This is a genomic window from Streptomyces sp. 71268, assembly GCF_029392895.1.
In the GTDB taxonomy this organism is placed as follows: Bacteria; Actinomycetota; Actinomycetes; order Streptomycetales; family Streptomycetaceae; genus Streptomyces.
The window spans coordinates 6,782,099-6,797,661 of sequence record NZ_CP114200.1; the positions used below are offsets into that span (position 1 = coordinate 6,782,099).

The 15,563-nt window shown below is 71.3% G+C and carries 15 protein-coding genes; 11 read left to right on the forward strand and 4 right to left on the reverse strand.

The features are described 5' to 3' along the window. Window positions 1-32: 32 nt before the first annotated feature. Entirely contained in the window at window positions 33-2,111 is a 2,079-nt protein-coding gene (gene tkt, locus OYE22_RS27030) for a transketolase (RefSeq protein ID WP_277322824.1), read from the reverse strand. A gap of 441 nt (window positions 2,112-2,552) precedes the next feature. Here tkt and OYE22_RS27035 point away from each other — a divergent pair, with 441 nt between their 5' ends. The 3 genes from OYE22_RS27035 (at window position 2,553) to OYE22_RS27045 (ending at window position 5,311) form a co-directional block, all read left to right on the forward strand. Further along, window positions 2,553-3,497: a heme o synthase gene (locus OYE22_RS27035; RefSeq protein ID WP_277322825.1), complete on the forward strand. Its 945-nt coding sequence runs from the start codon at window positions 2,553-2,555 to the stop codon at window positions 3,495-3,497. A 136-nt stretch (window positions 3,498-3,633) separates the two neighbouring features. Then, complete coding sequence (locus OYE22_RS27040; protein WP_277322826.1) at window positions 3,634-4,023, forward strand: hypothetical protein; 390 nt, start codon at window positions 3,634-3,636, stop codon at window positions 4,021-4,023. Window positions 4,024-4,099: 76 nt separating this feature from the next. After that, window positions 4,100-5,311, forward strand: a complete 1,212-nt coding sequence (locus tag OYE22_RS27045) for an amidohydrolase (RefSeq protein WP_277322827.1) — start codon at window positions 4,100-4,102, stop codon at window positions 5,309-5,311. Here OYE22_RS27045 and OYE22_RS27050 read toward each other — a convergent pair. The 3 genes from OYE22_RS27050 to OYE22_RS27060 all read right to left on the reverse strand — a co-directional run bounded on the left by OYE22_RS27050 (window position 5,251) and on the right by OYE22_RS27060 (window position 8,073). Beyond that, window positions 5,251-6,270, reverse strand: a complete 1,020-nt coding sequence (locus tag OYE22_RS27050; protein ID WP_277322828.1) for a COX15/CtaA family protein — start codon at window positions 6,268-6,270, stop codon at window positions 5,251-5,253. The two genes, OYE22_RS27045 and OYE22_RS27050, sit on opposite strands and share 61 nt — an antisense overlap. A gap of 109 nt (window positions 6,271-6,379) precedes the next feature. Beyond that, entirely contained in the window at window positions 6,380-7,180 is an 801-nt protein-coding gene (locus tag OYE22_RS27055) for an ABC transporter permease (protein ID WP_277322829.1), read from the reverse strand. Next, window positions 7,180-8,073 (reverse strand): ABC transporter ATP-binding protein, encoded by an 894-nt coding sequence (locus tag OYE22_RS27060; protein ID WP_348652279.1) that lies wholly within the window; start codon window positions 8,071-8,073, stop codon window positions 7,180-7,182. Before OYE22_RS27060 ends, OYE22_RS27055 begins: the two co-directional genes overlap by 1 nt. 730 nt (window positions 8,074-8,803) lie before the next feature. Between OYE22_RS27060 and OYE22_RS27065 the strand changes: the two genes are divergently transcribed. The 8 genes from OYE22_RS27065 to OYE22_RS27100 all read left to right on the forward strand — a co-directional run bounded on the left by OYE22_RS27065 (window position 8,804) and on the right by OYE22_RS27100 (window position 15,472). Then, on the forward strand, window positions 8,804-9,523 hold the full coding sequence (locus tag OYE22_RS27065) for a helix-turn-helix domain-containing protein (protein WP_277322831.1): 720 nt from the start codon (window positions 8,804-8,806) through the stop codon (window positions 9,521-9,523). Beyond that, window positions 9,520-10,941, forward strand: a complete 1,422-nt coding sequence (sufB, locus tag OYE22_RS27070; RefSeq protein WP_277322832.1) for a Fe-S cluster assembly protein SufB — start codon at window positions 9,520-9,522, stop codon at window positions 10,939-10,941. The genes OYE22_RS27065 and sufB overlap by 4 nt, the downstream gene beginning before the upstream one ends. 66 nt (window positions 10,942-11,007) lie before the next feature. Beyond that, window positions 11,008-12,186, forward strand: a complete 1,179-nt coding sequence (sufD, locus tag OYE22_RS27075) for a Fe-S cluster assembly protein SufD (protein ID WP_277322833.1) — start codon at window positions 11,008-11,010, stop codon at window positions 12,184-12,186. Beyond that, window positions 12,183-12,518, forward strand: coding sequence for a non-heme iron oxygenase ferredoxin subunit (locus OYE22_RS27080; protein ID WP_176161022.1), 336 nt, complete (start codon window positions 12,183-12,185; stop codon window positions 12,516-12,518). Before sufD ends, OYE22_RS27080 begins: the two co-directional genes overlap by 4 nt. 7 nt (window positions 12,519-12,525) lie before the next feature. Continuing rightward, entirely contained in the window at window positions 12,526-13,290 is a 765-nt protein-coding gene (gene sufC / locus OYE22_RS27085) for a Fe-S cluster assembly ATPase SufC (RefSeq protein ID WP_277322834.1), read from the forward strand. A 115-nt stretch (window positions 13,291-13,405) separates the two neighbouring features. After that, window positions 13,406-14,662: a cysteine desulfurase gene (locus OYE22_RS27090; protein WP_277322835.1), complete on the forward strand. Its 1,257-nt coding sequence runs from the start codon at window positions 13,406-13,408 to the stop codon at window positions 14,660-14,662. A 13-nt stretch (window positions 14,663-14,675) separates the two neighbouring features. Then, entirely contained in the window at window positions 14,676-15,140 is a 465-nt protein-coding gene (sufU, locus tag OYE22_RS27095) for a Fe-S cluster assembly sulfur transfer protein SufU (RefSeq protein ID WP_277322836.1), read from the forward strand. Beyond that, window positions 15,137-15,472: a metal-sulfur cluster assembly factor gene (locus OYE22_RS27100; protein ID WP_176161018.1), complete on the forward strand. Its 336-nt coding sequence runs from the start codon at window positions 15,137-15,139 to the stop codon at window positions 15,470-15,472. Before sufU ends, OYE22_RS27100 begins: the two co-directional genes overlap by 4 nt. Window positions 15,473-15,563: the final 91 nt, after the last annotated feature.

Genomic DNA, 15,563 nt, shown 5'->3' on the forward strand with positions numbered 1-15,563 from the left:
GAATTGCAACTCCTACTAGTCGTATACGAGCGTCAGCGCCCGGCGGCGTCGAGGGATTCCCGCGCGGCCTGGACCACCGCGTCCGCGGTGATGCCGAACTCGTGGAACAGCACCTTGTAGTCGGCCGAGGCGCCGTAGTGCTCAAGGGAGACGACACGCCCGTGGTCGCCCACGAAGCGGTACCAGGTCAGGCCGATCCCGGCCTCGACCGCGACCCGGGCCTTCACGGTCGGCGTCAGCACGCTGTCCCGGTAGGCCTGGTCCTGCTCCTCGAACCACTCGACCGACGGCATCGACACCACGCGGGTGGGCACGCCGGACGCCTGGAGCCGCTCGCGCGCCTCGACGGCGAGCTGCACCTCGGAGCCGGTGGCGATGAGGATCACCTTGGCCTGGCCGCCCTCGGCCTCGCGCAGCACGTACCCGCCCTTGGCCGTGTTCTCGTTGGCCACGTAGGTGGGCACGTTCTGCCGGGTCAGGGCGAGGCCGTGCGGCGCCGGCTTGTCGTGGTGCCGGCGCAGGATCTCGCGCCAGGCGATCGCCGTCTCGTTCGCGTCGGCCGGACGGACCATGTTCAGGCCCGGGATGGCGCGCAGCGCGGCCATGTGCTCGACGGGCTGGTGGGTCGGGCCGTCCTCGCCGAGGCCGATGGAGTCGTGCGTCCACACGTAGGTGACCGGCAGCTTCATCAGCGCGGCGAGCCGCACCGCCGGGCGCATGTAGTCGGAGAAGACGAGGAAGGTGCCGCCGTAGACGCGCGTGTTGCCGTGCAGCGCGATGCCGTTCATGGTCGAGCCCATGGCGTGCTCACGGATGCCGAAGTGCACCGTGCGCCCGTACGGGTTCGCCTCCGGCAGCGGGTTGTCCGCCGGCAGGAAGGAGGACGAGGCGTCGATGGTCGTGTTGTTCGAACCGGCGAGGTCGGCGGAGCCGCCCCACAGCTCGGGGATGACCGCGCCCAGCGCCTTGAGCGTCTCGCCGGACGCCTTGCGGGTGGCCACGTCCTTGCCGACGGGGAACGACGGCAGCGACTTCTCCCAGCCCGCCGGCAGCTCGCCCGCGCTGATCCGGTCGAACTCGGCGGCCCGCTCCGGGTTGGCCTCGCGCCAGGCCAGGACCCGCTTGTCCCAGTCGCCGCGGGCCGCGCGCCCGCGCTCGATGACCGCGCGGGCGTGCGCGAGCACCGCCTCGTCCACCTCGAAGTGCCGCTCCGGGTCGAAGCCCAGCACCTCCTTGGTCGCCGCCACCTCGTCCGCGCCGAGCGCGGAGCCGTGCGACGCCTCGGTGTTCTGCGCGTTCGGCGCCGGCCAGGCGATGATTGTGCGGGCCGCGATGATCGAGGGCCGCTCCGTCTCCTCCTGGGCCGCCTTCAGCGCCGCGTACAGCGCCTTGACGTCGAAGTCGCCGCTGGGCGCCTGCTCGATGCGCTGCACGTGCCAGCCGTACGCCTCGTACCTGGCCAGCACGTCCTCGGAGAGCGCGGTCGCGGTGTCGCCCTCGATCGAGATGTGGTTGTCGTCGTAGAGCGCGACCAGGTTGCCCAGCTTCTGGTGCCCGGCCAGCGAGGACGCCTCGGCGGAGATGCCCTCCTCCAGGTCGCCGTCGGAGACGATCGCCCAGATGGTGTGGTCGAAGGGGGACTCGCCGCGCGGGGCCTCGGGGTCGAAGAGACCGCGCTCGTAGCGGGCGGCCATGGCCATGCCCACCGCGTTCGCGATGCCCTGACCGAGCGGCCCGGTGGTGGTCTCCACGCCCGTGGTGTGCCCGACCTCGGGGTGCCCCGGCGTCTTGCTGCCCCAGGTGCGGAACGCCTTGAGGTCCTCCAGCTCCAGGCCGTAGCCGGAGAGGAAGAGCTGGATGTAGAGCGTGAGGCTGGTGTGGCCCGGGGAGAGAACGAACCGGTCGCGGCCGGTCCAGTTCGCGTCCGAGGGGTCGTGCCGCATCAACTTCTGAAAGAGCAGGTACGCGGCGGGAGCCAGGCTCATGGCCGTGCCAGGGTGGCCGTTACCGACCTTCTGCACGGCATCCATGGCCAGGACGCGGGCGGTGTCCACGGCCCGCTGGTCCAGTTCGGTCCACTCAAGATCTGTGGTGGTCGGCTTGGTGCTCACCCTGAGTCAGGGCTCCTCTCCACAAGGTCGAATGCCGGTGAGGGTTCTTCACGCCGGGCAGGGCCGAGCCTACCCTCGCGGCAGCGGTCATCCATTCGACCGCTACAGCCTGTGGACAACCGCTCAGAGCCGCTGGCCACACGGGTTCCCCGAGTACCGCCCGTGAGTCATCGCCGGGACCGACGGCCGGTACCGCCGCCCCCCTCCAGCCTGCCCGCGCACCTGGCGGAGCGCCCGTCGAGAGCGCGGGGCGCGGCGGCTCCCGCGCGTTCCCGGCGGCGTGCTCCGGTCGCCAACACGACCCCACCCCGGCGACGGGCGGAAGAGCGGCAACGTCTAGAGTGGCGTGGTACGCGCAAGTCTTTACCGGGTCTTCATGTCCGGTGCTTGCTGGTCTGCCCGCGGCTCACTGCCGCTGATGTCACTAAACCAGGGGTGTGCGTGACGGCCGTCGAATCCCGTCCTGCGGGGTCGCTCTCTACCCAGAGCACCAGTCACCGGCCGTTCGGGGCCCGTGCCAGGGCGTTCCTCGCGTTGACGAAGCCGCGCGTCATCGAGCTGCTGCTGATGACGACCGTTCCGGTGATGTTCCTGGCCGCCGAGGGCGTTCCCGACCTCTGGCTGGTGCTCGCCACGTGCGTGGGCGGCTTCATGTCCGCCGGCGGGGCCGGTGCGTTCAACATGTATATCGACCGGGACATCGACGCGCTGATGGACCGCACCTCCCAGCGGCCCCTGGTGACCGGCATGGTCTCGCCGCGCGAGTGCCTGGTCTTCGCCTACACCCTCACCGTGGTCTCCACCGTGTGGCTGTGGGTCCTGGTCAACCCGCTGTCCTCGATGCTCGCGCTGGGCGCCCTGCTCTTCTACGTCCTCGTGTACACGATGCTGCTCAAGCGGCGTACCGCGCAGAACATCGTCTGGGGCGGCATCGCCGGCTGCATGCCGGTCTTCGTCGGCTGGTCCGCCGTGACCAACTCCGTCTCCTGGGCCGGCGTGGTCCTCTTCCTGGTCATCTTCTTCTGGACGCCGCCGCACTACTGGCCGCTGTCGATGAAGGTGAAGGACGACTACGAGCGCGTGGGCGTGCCGATGCTGCCGGTCGTGGCGGGCAACAAGGTCGTGGCCCGGCAGATCGTGCTCTACAGCTGGGTGATGGTCGCGGTCTCGCTGGCGCTGTGGCCACTCGGCTACACCGGCTGGTTCTACCCCGTGGTCGCCGCCCTGCTCGGCGCGTTCTGGCTCAAGGAGGCGCACGCCCTCCAGTCGCGGGCCAAGTCCGGTGTGACGGGCGCCAAGCTCAAGGAGATGCGCCTGTTCCATTGGTCCATCACCTACGTCTCGCTGCTGTTCGTGGCCGTGGCCGTGGACCCCTTCCTGCGCTGAGGCCCCGCGCGGGCCCGCCACCCACCGCTGCCGTCCGGGGCGGCGCCCCCACCCGGGGCGCCGCCCCGAACGCGTGGCGCAGGCCACGCGACCGCCCCGTCGCCAAGGTGATCTACCGCTCGGTAGCATCGCGGGCATGGCAGACACCGAGCAGGCCGAAGACACCCAGCGGGCCGACGCGAGCACGCCGGCGGCCGACGAGGCCGTCCGCGACGCCAAGGTGGAGCGGCACGCGGCCCGACTGGCCAAGCAGATCGACGCCTTCGCGCGCACCCACGGCGGCAGCGCCGAGGGCCAGCTCGCGCACATCGCCCGTGGCTCCGTACGCATCGCCCTGGTCGGTGCCAACGGCGAGTGGGGCAACCTGGTCGCCCCCTCGTACGCCAGCGCCCAGCGCGCCGTCGAACTGGCCGGGCTGACCGTGCACGAGGACTTCGGGGGCGAGTTCGCCGCCCAGGTGCGCACCGGCCCGTACGAGTGGTCGCGGATGGCCGGTATCCAGCTTGGTGGCTCCCGCAACCCGTAGCCTTCCCCGCACCGACACCTCACGCGGTCCCGCGCGCGTCAGACCGCCCGGGATCGGCACGGGCAGGGAGACGCGGATGCTGCTGGACGGCCCTGAGCGGCGACGATCCGTCCCGCCGGGGCCCCGACGTCCGCAGCGGGCACGGGCGGACCGACCCCTCGCGGTTCCCCGGGACGAGTCCGGCGCCGTCGTCGACGAGGAGCCGGGCTTCGTCCTGCCCCCCTTGGTGGACCAGTACGGCCTCGGTGTCTCGCATGCTGACATCGGGCTCGGCGCATTTGAGTCACATCTGGCCGCCGCGGTCGGCTCGCGCGGCCCCGCCGCGCCCGGCACCACCTTCTTCGACAGTTGGCTCGGGCTGGCCGTACGCCGCTGGTGCCCGCCGCTGCTCGGCGTCGAGCCGCACTGCACGCCCGCGCACTACCTCGCCGCGCGCCGCGCCCACGGCGCCTACCAGGCGACCCGACTGCTGCTGCGCGGCTGCGGGGTGGGCGCGTACCTGCTGGCGGCGGGCGCGGTGGAGGCGCCGCTGTCGGCGGCCGAGCTGGCGTCGGCCACGGGCGTGCCCGCGTACGAGATCGTCTCCGTCCGGGCGCTCGCCGGGCAGGTCGCCGACGGCTCGCACACCGCCCGCGGCTTCCTCGCCGCGACGGTCGACGCGCTGGCCGGGGCGCCCGCGCGGCGGGCCGTGGCCCTCGCCATCGCGCCCGGCCCGCTGCCCGCCCGGCCGCCGGACGCCCGCGCGGTGCGGGAGGCGGCGGAGCGCTGGCTGCGCGCCCGCGCGCGGGGGGCGCGGCCGAGCGATCCAGTGCTCCTGCACCACCTGCTGTGGAGCGCGCTCACCACCGGCCTGCCGATCCAACTGCACTGCCCCGAGCCTGACCGGGTCGCCGACTTCCTGGCCGCCACGGTCGGACTCGGCACCGATCTGGTGCTGCTGCCCGGCCACGGCGGGCACCGGAGCGCGGCCCGTCTCGCGGCGACGTTCCCGCACGTGTACGCGGATGTCGGCCCCGCGCCCCGGGAGACGCTGCGCCTCGCGCCGTTCGGGAAGCTGCTGTTCTCGACCGGCGCCCGGGGGCTGCCGGAGCTGTACGTGGTGGCGGCGCGCCAGTTCGCGGTGGAGATGACACGCCTGGCCGACGAGTGGTGCGCCGAGGGGGTGTGTACGCCGCCGCAGGCGCAGCGGATCGCCGACCTGGTGGCCTCCGGCACCGCCCGCCGGGTCTACCGGCTGCCGGCCGGGGCCGGCTCCTCGGCTCCCACGGCCTCCCCGGGGCGGGGCTGAAGCGCCTCGTGGTCGCCGGAGGGGGCGGGGACGGCCGGCGCCTGCGCCCGCTCGCGCAGCGCGAGGAAGACCCGCAGCACCGCGATCCACACCAGGCATGAGCCGAACATGTGCATGCCGACGACGAATTCCGGCAGGTGCGTGAAGTACTGCACGTACCCGATCACGCCCTGGGAGAGCAGTACGACGAAGAGTTCGACCACCGTGCGAGAGGCGGCCTGCGGGGCCTTCACGGCGCGCAGCGTGAACCACAGCGCGACGGTGAGGCCGAAGACGATGTAGACGAAGTCCACGTGGAGCTGGGTGATCTCCTGCCAGTCCAGCGGAATCCGGTGCACCTTCGTCGCGTCACCGGCGTGCGGCCCGGAACCGGTGACCACGGTACCGATCACGATCAGCGCGCCGGCGGCGACCACCAGCAGCCACGACAACTGCCGCACCGCAGGCGCCACCAGCAGCCTGGCCGGTCCGTCGCCCTCGCGGGTGCGCTGCCAGGTGACCATCGCGACGGTGAGCAGCGCGGTGGAGATGAGGAAGTGCGAGCTGACGATGTACGGGTTCAGGCCGGTGAGCACCGTGATGCCGCCCACCACGGCGTTGCCCATCACGATCCAGAACTGCAGCCAGCCGAGCCGGGTGAGCGGGCGGCGCATCGGCTTGGCCGCGCGGGCCACGATGATGAAGAACCCGATGACCGCGCACAGCGCGTACGTCAGCAGCCGGTTGCCGAACTCGATGATGCCGTGGACGCCCATGTCCGAGGTGGGCGTGAGGCTGTCGTCGGTGCACTTGGGCCACGTCTCGCAGCCGAGCCCGGACTGGGTCAGCCGCACGGCGCCCCCGGTCACGACGATGACCACGGCCATCACCACGGTGATCAGCGCTGCCACTCGCACCAGGCGCGCGGACGGCGTCCAGCGGCGGGCGATCAGCTCAAGGGGATTCCACGTATTCGGCACGGCATCATGGTAGGCCGCACCTTGTGCACCGATTCACGAGGGGGTGCCCACCCGGCGCGCGTCCCGCCCGGACCCCCTCCGTACGGCGGGTACGGGCGGGAGTGACGGGCTACTCCCAGCGGAAGAAGCGGCCCGCCGCGCCCAGGCCGAGCACGGCCCAGGCGGCCAGCACGCCCAGGTCCGACCAGGGCACCCCGGCGCCGTCCCGCAGCACGTCGCGCAGCCCGTCGGAGAGCGCGGCGACCGGCAGCAGGTGCAGCACCGCCTCGACGCCGCCGGGGAACTTCGACAGCGGCACGATGACGCCGCCACCGAAGAGGAGCAGCAGGAAGACCAGGTTGGCCGCGGCCAGCGTGACCTCGGCCTTGAGCGTGCCGGCCATCAGCAGCCCGAGCCCGGAGAAGGCCGCGGTGCCGAGCAGGAGCAGCAGGGCCACGGTGGCCGGGTTGCCGTGCGGCGACCAGCCGAGCGCGAGGGCGACCGCCGTCAGTAGCGCGATCTGGAGCACCTCGGTCACCAGCACCGCGCACGTCTTGGCGGTCATCAGCCCCCAGCGCGGCAGCGGTGAGGCGCCGAGCCGCTTGAGCACCCCGTAGCGCCGCTCGAAGCCGGTCGCGATGGCCTGCCCGGTGAACGCCGTGGAGAGCACCGCCAGCGCCAGCACCCCCGGCGCCAGGAAGTCCACGGCGTCGCCGTCGCCGGTGTCCACGATGTCCACGCTGCTGAACAGCGTCAGCAGCAGGGTCGGGATGACGATGACGAGCAGCAGTTGCTCGCCGTTGCGCAGCAGCAGCCGGGTCTCAAGGGCGGCCTGCGCGCGGATCATCCGCCCGAGCGGCGCGGCCCCGGGGCGCGGCGCGAAGGTGCCGGGCCCGCCGCCGGGCTCCGTGGTCTCAGCGGTGTCGGCCATCACGCGCGCAGCTCCTTGCCGGTCAGTTCCAGGAAGACGTCCTCCAGGGTGTGCCGCTCTACCGAGAGCCGGTCCGGCAGCACCCCGTGCTGGGCGCACCAGGAGGTCACGGTGGCCAGCAACTGCGGCGTGACCTTGCCGGTGACGCGGTACGAGCCCGGGGCGAGCTCGACGGCCGTGCACTCCGCCGGCAGCGCCGTGAGCAGCGAGACCACGTCGAGCCCGGGGCGGCCCGAGAAGCGCAGCGAGTTCTCCGCGCCGCCCCGGCACAGCTCCTCCGGACTGCCGGAGGCGATCACCTTGCCCGCGTCGACGATGTGGACCTGGTCGGCGAGTTGCTCGGCCTCGTCCATGTGGTGCGTGGTGAGGACGACGCTGACGCCGTCCGCGCGCAGCTCCCGCACCAGGTCCCAGGTGGCGCGCCTGGCCTGCGGGTCGAGACCGGCGGTCGGCTCGTCGAGGAAGACCAGTTCGGGGCGGCCGACGACGGCCATGGCCAGGGCCAGCCGCTGCTGCTGCCCACCGGAGAGCCGGCGGTAGACCGTGCGCCCGCAGCTCGCCAGGCCCAGGCGTTCGATGAGCGCGTCCACGTCGACCGGGTGCGCGTGCAGGGACGCGGTGTGCCGGAGCATCTCGGCGGCCCGGGCGCCGGGGTAGACGCCACCCGACTGGAGCATCACGCCGACGCGCGGGCGCAGCCTGGCCGCGTCGGCCAGCGGATCGAGGCCGAGCACGCGCACGCTCCCCGCGTCCGGTCGGCGGTAGCCCTCGCAGGTCTCGATGGTGGTGGTCTTGCCGGCGCCGTTCGGGCCGAGCACGGCGGTGACGCTGCCGCGCGCGACGGACAGCGTGAGGCCGTCCACCGCGGTCTTCGTCCCGTACCGCTTGACCAGGCCGACGACCTCGACCGCCGGCGCCTCCCCGGTGACGTCCCCCGGTGCGGGACCGGGGCGGGGGGCTGGGGGAGGGCTCGTCTCGCATGGGCGGAAGTCTACGAAGCTCCCGGGGCCCGCCGGCCGGCGGGCCCGCGCTGGGCCGGGTCTTGACGGGCGCTCGGCCGGCGCCCAGGGGGCGTGCGCGCGGGTGCGGTCGCCCCGGCGGCGCGCGCCCGCGCTCAGGGCTGGCGCCGGGGGCGGAAGCGCGGGGCGGAGCCTCGGCGCGCGGCCGTGCGCTGGGGTCGACGGCGTGCGGGCACGCGGACGGGTGGCGGATGGCTGGTTTGCGGGCTCGCCTTCGGGCGCGTGGGTCGTCCCGGCCCGCCGCGTCCGCGCGCCGGTGCTGAACGGCGGGCGTCGGCCGGACCCGCGCGCCCCGGCGTGCGAGGCGGCTCCGGGCGATGCGGGCGACCGCCCGCCGCGCGCCCATCCGCGCAGGTCAGGATCTGCGGGCAGGGAGGGGAACGGCCACCCGGGGACACACCCTCGTGACCTGCGGAGCAGGCCCTTGGATCCGCGCCCGCGTGATCGTTTACGCAGGTCAACTTAGGTCTCCCTAAGTGACGCACCCCACCGAGGTCGCCTGGGGAGCGGGTTGTATCGGCCTCGGGAATTACGCAACAATGGCGTTGTGAAATACGCGAGCGACGATCAGGAGCCCGCGGCCAAGCCGGCCGCGGCGACTGGCGTGCCTGCCGTATCCACCCACGATGACCTGCGCGGGACCCGTAACCGGGTGGCGCGCTCCATTCTCGACCACGGCCCGTCGACGGCGGCGGCGGTCGCCGAGCGGCTGGGGCTCACCCAGGCCGCGGTCCGCCGCCACCTGGACACCCTGGTGGCCGAGGGCATCGTCGAACCCCGCGAGCAGCGGGTGTACGGCGCGCGCGGTCGCGGCCGGCCGGCCAAGGTCTTCGCCTTGACCGACTGCGGCCGGGACGCCTTCGACCAGGCGTACGACCAACTGGCGGCCGACGCGCTGCGCTGGATCGCGCAGTCGGCCGGCGGTGGCGTGATGGGCGAGGCCGCGGTCGCGGCGTTCGCCCGCGCGCGCCTGGCCGCGCAGGCCGCGGGATACCGAGAGGCGGTCGAGGCCGCTGCCCCGGAGTCCCGTACCGAGGCCCTGGCCAAGGCATTGACCGCCGACGGGTACGCTGCTACGGCGCGCAGCGCGCCCAACCCTCAGCAGGGTGAACAGCTCTGTCAGCACCACTGTCCGGTTGCGCATGTCGCCGAGCAGTTCCCGCAGCTCTGTGAGGCGGAGACCGAGGTCTTCTCCCACCTGCTCGGGACCCATGTGCAACGTCTGGCCACCATCGCCCACGGCGACGGGGTGTGCACGACGTTCATCCCCAAGAAGAAGACCACCACAGCATCCGCAAGCACGTCCGGGAGGAAACCCGCATGACTCTCCCCACGGAGACTGCTCACCCCGAGCTTGAGGGCCTGGGCACGTACGAGTACGGCTGGGCCGACTCCGACGTCGCCGGTGCCAGTGCCAAGCGCGGCCTCTCGGAAGAGGTCGTCCGGGACATCTCCGACAAGAAGTCCGAGCCCGACTGGATGCTGAAGCTCCGGCTCAAGGGCCTGAAGCTGTTCGGCAAGAAGCCGATGCCGACCTGGGGCTCGGACCTGTCGGGCATCGACTTCGACAACATCAAGTACTTCGTGCGCTCCACCGAGAAGCAGGCCGCGAGCTGGGAGGACCTGCCGGAGGACATCAAGAACACCTACGACAGGCTGGGCATCCCGGAGGCGGAGAAGCAGCGTCTGGTCGCCGGTGTCGCCGCGCAGTACGAGTCGGAGGTCGTCTACCACCAGATCCGTGAGGACCTGGAGGAGCAGGGCGTGCTGTTCCTGGACACCGACACGGCGCTCAAGGAGCACCCGGAGATCTTCCAGGAGTACTTCGGCACCGTGATCCCGGCCGGCGACAACAAGTTCGCCGCGCTGAACACGGCCGTCTGGTCCGGTGGCTCGTTCATCTACGTCCCGCCGGGCGTCCACGTCGACATTCCGCTCCAGGCCTACTTCCGTATCAACACGGAGAACATGGGCCAGTTCGAGCGGACGCTGATCATCGTCGACGAGAACGCCTACGTGCACTACGTCGAGGGCTGCACCGCCCCGATCTACTCCTCGGACTCGCTGCACAGCGCCGTCGTGGAGATCATCGTCAAGAAGGGCGGCCGATGCCGCTACACGACGATCCAGAACTGGTCGAACAACGTCTACAACCTGGTCACCAAGCGCGCCGTGGCCTACGAGGGCGCGACCATGGAGTGGGTCGACGGCAACATCGGCTCCAAGGTCACCATGAAGTACCCGGCCGTCTACCTGATGGGCGAGCACGCCAAGGGCGAGACGCTGTCCATCGCCTTCTCGGGCTCGGGCCAGCACCAGGACGCGGGCGCCAAGATGGTGCACATGGCGCCGAACACCTCCTCGAACATCGTCTCCAAGTCGGTGGCCCGGGGCGGCGGCCGCACCTCCTACCGTGGCCTGATCGAGATCGGCGAGGGCGCGCACGGCTCGAAGTCGAACGTGCTCTGTGACGCGCTGCTGGTGGACACCATCTCGCGCTCGGACACCTACCCGTACGTGGACGTCCGCGAGGACGACGTGTCGATGGGCCACGAGGCGACGGTCTCCAAGGTCAGCGACGACCAGCTCTTCTACCTGATGAGCCGAGGTCTGTCCGAGGACGAGGCGATGGCCATGATCGTCCGAGGCTTCGTCGAGCCGATCGCCCGCGAGCTGCCGATGGAGTACGCGCTGGAGCTCAACCGGCTGATCGAGCTGCAGATGGAGGGCGCGGTCGGTTGATGCCGACCCGCGCACCCCTGGAGCAGCACCTGTTTTCTGACGCAGAGAGAGAGCACCACGACAGCCATGGCTGAGAACACTCCCGCCGGCAGCACCACCGACGGCGCCATTCAGGTCGGGGGGCCGCAGCAGCCCATCGACGCCCGGGTCAGCGCCCCCGCCTCGTATGACGTGGCGGACTTCCCGGTGCCGCACGGCCGCGAGGAGGAGTGGCGGTTCACGCCGCTGGAGCGCCTGCGGGGCCTGCACGACGGCACCGCCGAGGCCAAGGGCGGGCTGCGGGTCGAGGTGAGCGCCCCCGAGGGCGTCACCGTCGAGACCGTGGACCGCGAGGACCCGCGGCTGGGCCGGGCCGGCAAGCCGGTGGACCGCGTCGCCGCGCAGGCGTACAGCTCGTTCGAGAAGGCTTCCGTGATCTCCGTGCCCAAGGACACGGTGCTCACCGAGCCGGTGCGGATCGCCGTGCACGGCGAGGGCGGCGTGGCCTACGGCCACCAGGTCGTCGAGGTCGGCAACTTCGCCGAGGCGCTGGTCGTCGTCGACCACACCGGCGACGCGACGCTGGCGGCCAACATCGAGTACGTGATCGGCGACGGCGCCAAGCTGACCGTCGTCTCCGTACAGGACTGGGACGACGAGGCGGTGCACGTCGCGCAGCACACCGCGCTGGTGGGCCGCGACGCCACGTTCAAGTCCGTCATCGTCACCTTCGGCGGCGACCTGGTCCGACTGCACCCGCGGGTGATCTACGGCGGTCCCGGTGGCGAGGCCGAGCTGTACGGCCTGTACTTCACCGACGACGGCCAGCACCAGGAGCACCGGCTGTTCGTGGACCACGACACCCCGCACTGCCGGAGCAACGTGGTCTACAAGGGCGCGCTGCAGGGCCAGGACGCGCACGCGGTGTGGATCGGCGACGTGCTCATCCGGGCCGCCGCCGAGGGCACCGACACCTACGAGCTCAACCGGAACCTCGTGCTCACCGACGGTGCGCGCGTGGACTCGGTGCCGAACCTGGAGATCGAGACCGGCGAGATCGTCGGCGCCGGCCACGCCTCGGCCACCGGCCGGTTCGACGACGAGCAGCTCTTCTACCTGATGGCGCGCGGCATCACCGCCGAGGAGGCCCGGCGCCTGGTCGTCCGCGGCTTCTTCGCGGAGCTGGTCCAGCAGATCGGCATCCCGGACATCGAGGACCGCCTGCTCGGCAAGATCGAGGCGGAGCTGGAGGCGTCCGTCGGATGAGCGCCCCGTTCGTGCGGGCTTGCGCGCTGAGCGAGCTCGAAGAGGACACCCCCAAGCGCGTCGAGCTGGACGGCGTGCCCGTCTCGATCGTCCGCACCGAGGGTGAGGTGTTCGCGATCAACGACATCTGCTCGCACGCGAACGTCTCGCTGTCCGAGGGCGAGGTGGAGGACTGCTCCATCGAGTGCTGGCTGCACGGGTCGAGCTTCGACCTGCGTACCGGCAAGCCGTCCGGGCTGCCCGCGACGCGCCCCGTACCCGTATACCCCGTCAAGATCGAAGGGGACGGCCCAGACGCTTCTGTGCTCGTCTCCGTCACCCAGGAGTCCTGAGGCACCCATGGCAACGCTTGAGATCCACGACCTGCACGTCTCCGTCGAGGCCGAGAACGGCCCCCGGGAGATTCTGCGCGGCGTCGACCTGACCGTGAAGCAGGGCGAGACGCACGCGATCATGGGCCCGAACGGCTCCGGCAAGTCCACCCTCGCGTACTCGCTCGCGGGGCACCCGAAGTACACCATCACCGGCGGCACCGTCACCCTCGACGGCGAGGATGTCCTGGAGATGTCCGTCGACGAGCGCGCGCGGGCCGGCGTCTTCCTCGCCATGCAGTACCCGGTCGAGGTGCCCGGCGTCTCCGTCTCCAACTTCCTGCGCACCTCCGCCACCGCCGTGCGCGGCGAGGCCCCCAAGCTGCGGCTGTGGGTCAAGGAGGTCAAGGAGGCCATGGAGCGGCTCTCCATCGACCCCGCGTTCGCCGAGCGCAACGTCAACGAGGGCTTCTCCGGCGGCGAGAAGAAGCGCCACGAGATCCTTCAGCTCGAACTGCTCAAGCCCAAGATCGCGATCCTCGACGAGACCGACTCGGGCCTGGACGTCGACGCGCTGCGCGTCGTGTCCGAGGGCGTGAACCGGGTGCGCGAGAGCGGCGAGGTCGGCACCCTGCTGATCACGCACTACACCCGTATCCTGCGCTACATCAAGCCCGACTTCGTGCACGTCTTCGCGCAGGGCCGGATCGCCGAGTCCGGCGGCGCGGAGCTGGCCGACAAGCTGGAGAACGAGGGCTACGAGGCGTACGTGAAGGGCGGCGCGCACTCGTGACCCCCGCACGCGAGGCCATCGGCCCGCGGAAGATCCACGACCCGCGGGCCGTGCCTCCTCGCTCATCCGCGAGGAGGGGCCCCGCGGGCCACGCGACGACCGAAAGGGGAGGGGCGTGACACCGCTGCCGGGCCTCCTCGACACCGAGGCGATCCGCAAGGACTTTCCCGTCCTGGACCGTGTGGTCCACGACGGCAAGAGGCTCGTCTACCTGGACAACGCGGCGACTTCGCAGAAGCCGCGCCAGGTGCTCGACGCCCTCAACGCGTACTACGAGCGGCACAACTCCAACGTGCACCGCGGCGTGCACGTGCTCGCCGAGGAGGCCACGGCGCTCTACGAGGGCGCCCGTGACAAGGTCGCGGCCTTCATCAACGCGCCCAGCCGCGACGAGGTGATCTTCACCAAGAACGCCTCCGAGTCGCTGAACCTCGTGGCGAACATGCTCGGCTGGGCCGACGAGCCCTACCGCGTGGACCACGAGACCGAGATCGTCATCACGGAGATGGAGCACCACTCCAACATCGTGCCGTGGCAGCTGCTCTCGCAGCGCACCGGCGCGAAGCTGAAGTGGTTCGGGCTCACCGACGAGGGCCGGCTCGACCTGTCCAACCTGGAAGAGATCATCACGCCCAAGACGAAGATCGTCTCGTTCGTGCTGGTCTCCAACATCCTGGGCACCGTCAACCCGGTCGAGGCCATCGTGCGCCGCGCCCAGGAGGTCGGCGCGCTGGTGCTGGTCGACGCCTCGCAGGCGGCCCCGCACATGGTGCTCGACGTGCAGGCGCTGCAGGCCGACTTCGTCGCCTTCACCGGTCACAAGATGTGCGCCCCGACCGGCATCGGCGTCCTGTGGGGCCGCCAGGAACTCCTTGAGGACCTGCCGCCCTTCCTCGGCGGTGGCGAGATGATCGAGACCGTCTCGATGCACTCCTCGACGTACGCCCCGGCGCCGCACAAGTTCGAGGCGGGCACGCCGCCGATCGCCCAGGCCGTGGGCCTCGGCGCGGCCGTGGACTACCTCTCGGCGATCGGCATGGAGCGCATAGAGGCGCACGAGCACGCGATCACCGAGTACGCGGTGCGCCGCTTCCAGGAGGTCCCCGACCTGCGCATCATCGGCCCGACCACGGCCGAGGACCGGGGCGCGGCGATCTCCTTCACGCTCGGCGACATCCACCCGCACGACGTGGGGCAGGTACTGGACGAGCAGGGCATCGCGGTGCGCGTCGGACACCACTGCGCGCGCCCGGTCTGCCTGCGGTACGGAATTCCAGCGACCACGCGAGCGTCGTTCTATCTGTACTCCACGCCGGCCGAGGTCGATGCCCTGGTCGAGGGGCTGGAGCACGTACGGAACTTCTTCGGGTAGGGGCTGCTGACTCGTGAAGCTTGATTCGATGTACCAGGACGTCATCCTGGACCACTACAAGCACCCGCACGGCCGGGGGCTGCGCGATGGCGACGCCGAAGTGCACCACGTCAACCCGACCTGCGGGGACGAGATCACGCTCCGCGTGCGGCTGGACGGCGACACCATCGCCGACGTGTCGTACGAGGGGCAGGGCTGCTCCATCAGCCAGGCGAGCGCCTCGGTGCTCAACGAACTGCTGGTGGGGAAGGAACTCGCCGAGGCCAGCAAGGTCCAGGAGACGTTCCTTGAGCTGATGCAGTCCAAGGGCAGGATCGAGCCGGACGAGGCGATGGAAGAGATCCTGGAGGACGCCGTGGCGTTCGCGGGCGTCTCGAAGTACCCGGCACGCGTGAAGTGTGCGCTGCTGAGCTGGATGGCCTGGAAGGACGCCACGGCCCAGGCACTGGGCGAGGGCACCGGGAGGAAGACCGCATGAGCGAGAACGCAACGATCACCAAGCCCGCCAGCGAGGAGGAGGTCCGCGAAGCGCTGTACGACGTGGTCGACCCCGAGCTGGGCATCGACGTCGTCAACCTGGGCCTGATCTACGGCATCCACATCGACGACGCCAACATCGCCACCCTCGACATGACCCTGACGTCGGCGGCCTGTCCGCTGACCGACGTGATCGAGGACCAGGCGAAGTCGGCCACCGAGGGCATCGTCAACGAGCTGCGCATCAACTGGGTCTGGATGCCCCCGTGGGGCCCGGACAAGATCACCGACGACGGCCGCGAGCAGCTTCGGGCGCTCGGGTTCAACGTCTGAGCCATCTCGCGCGACCCGGCCCGTGCCCGGCACCGCCCGCCGGGCGCGGGGCCGATGGCCCGATGGCCGATGGCCGAGCAGGTCACGCGCG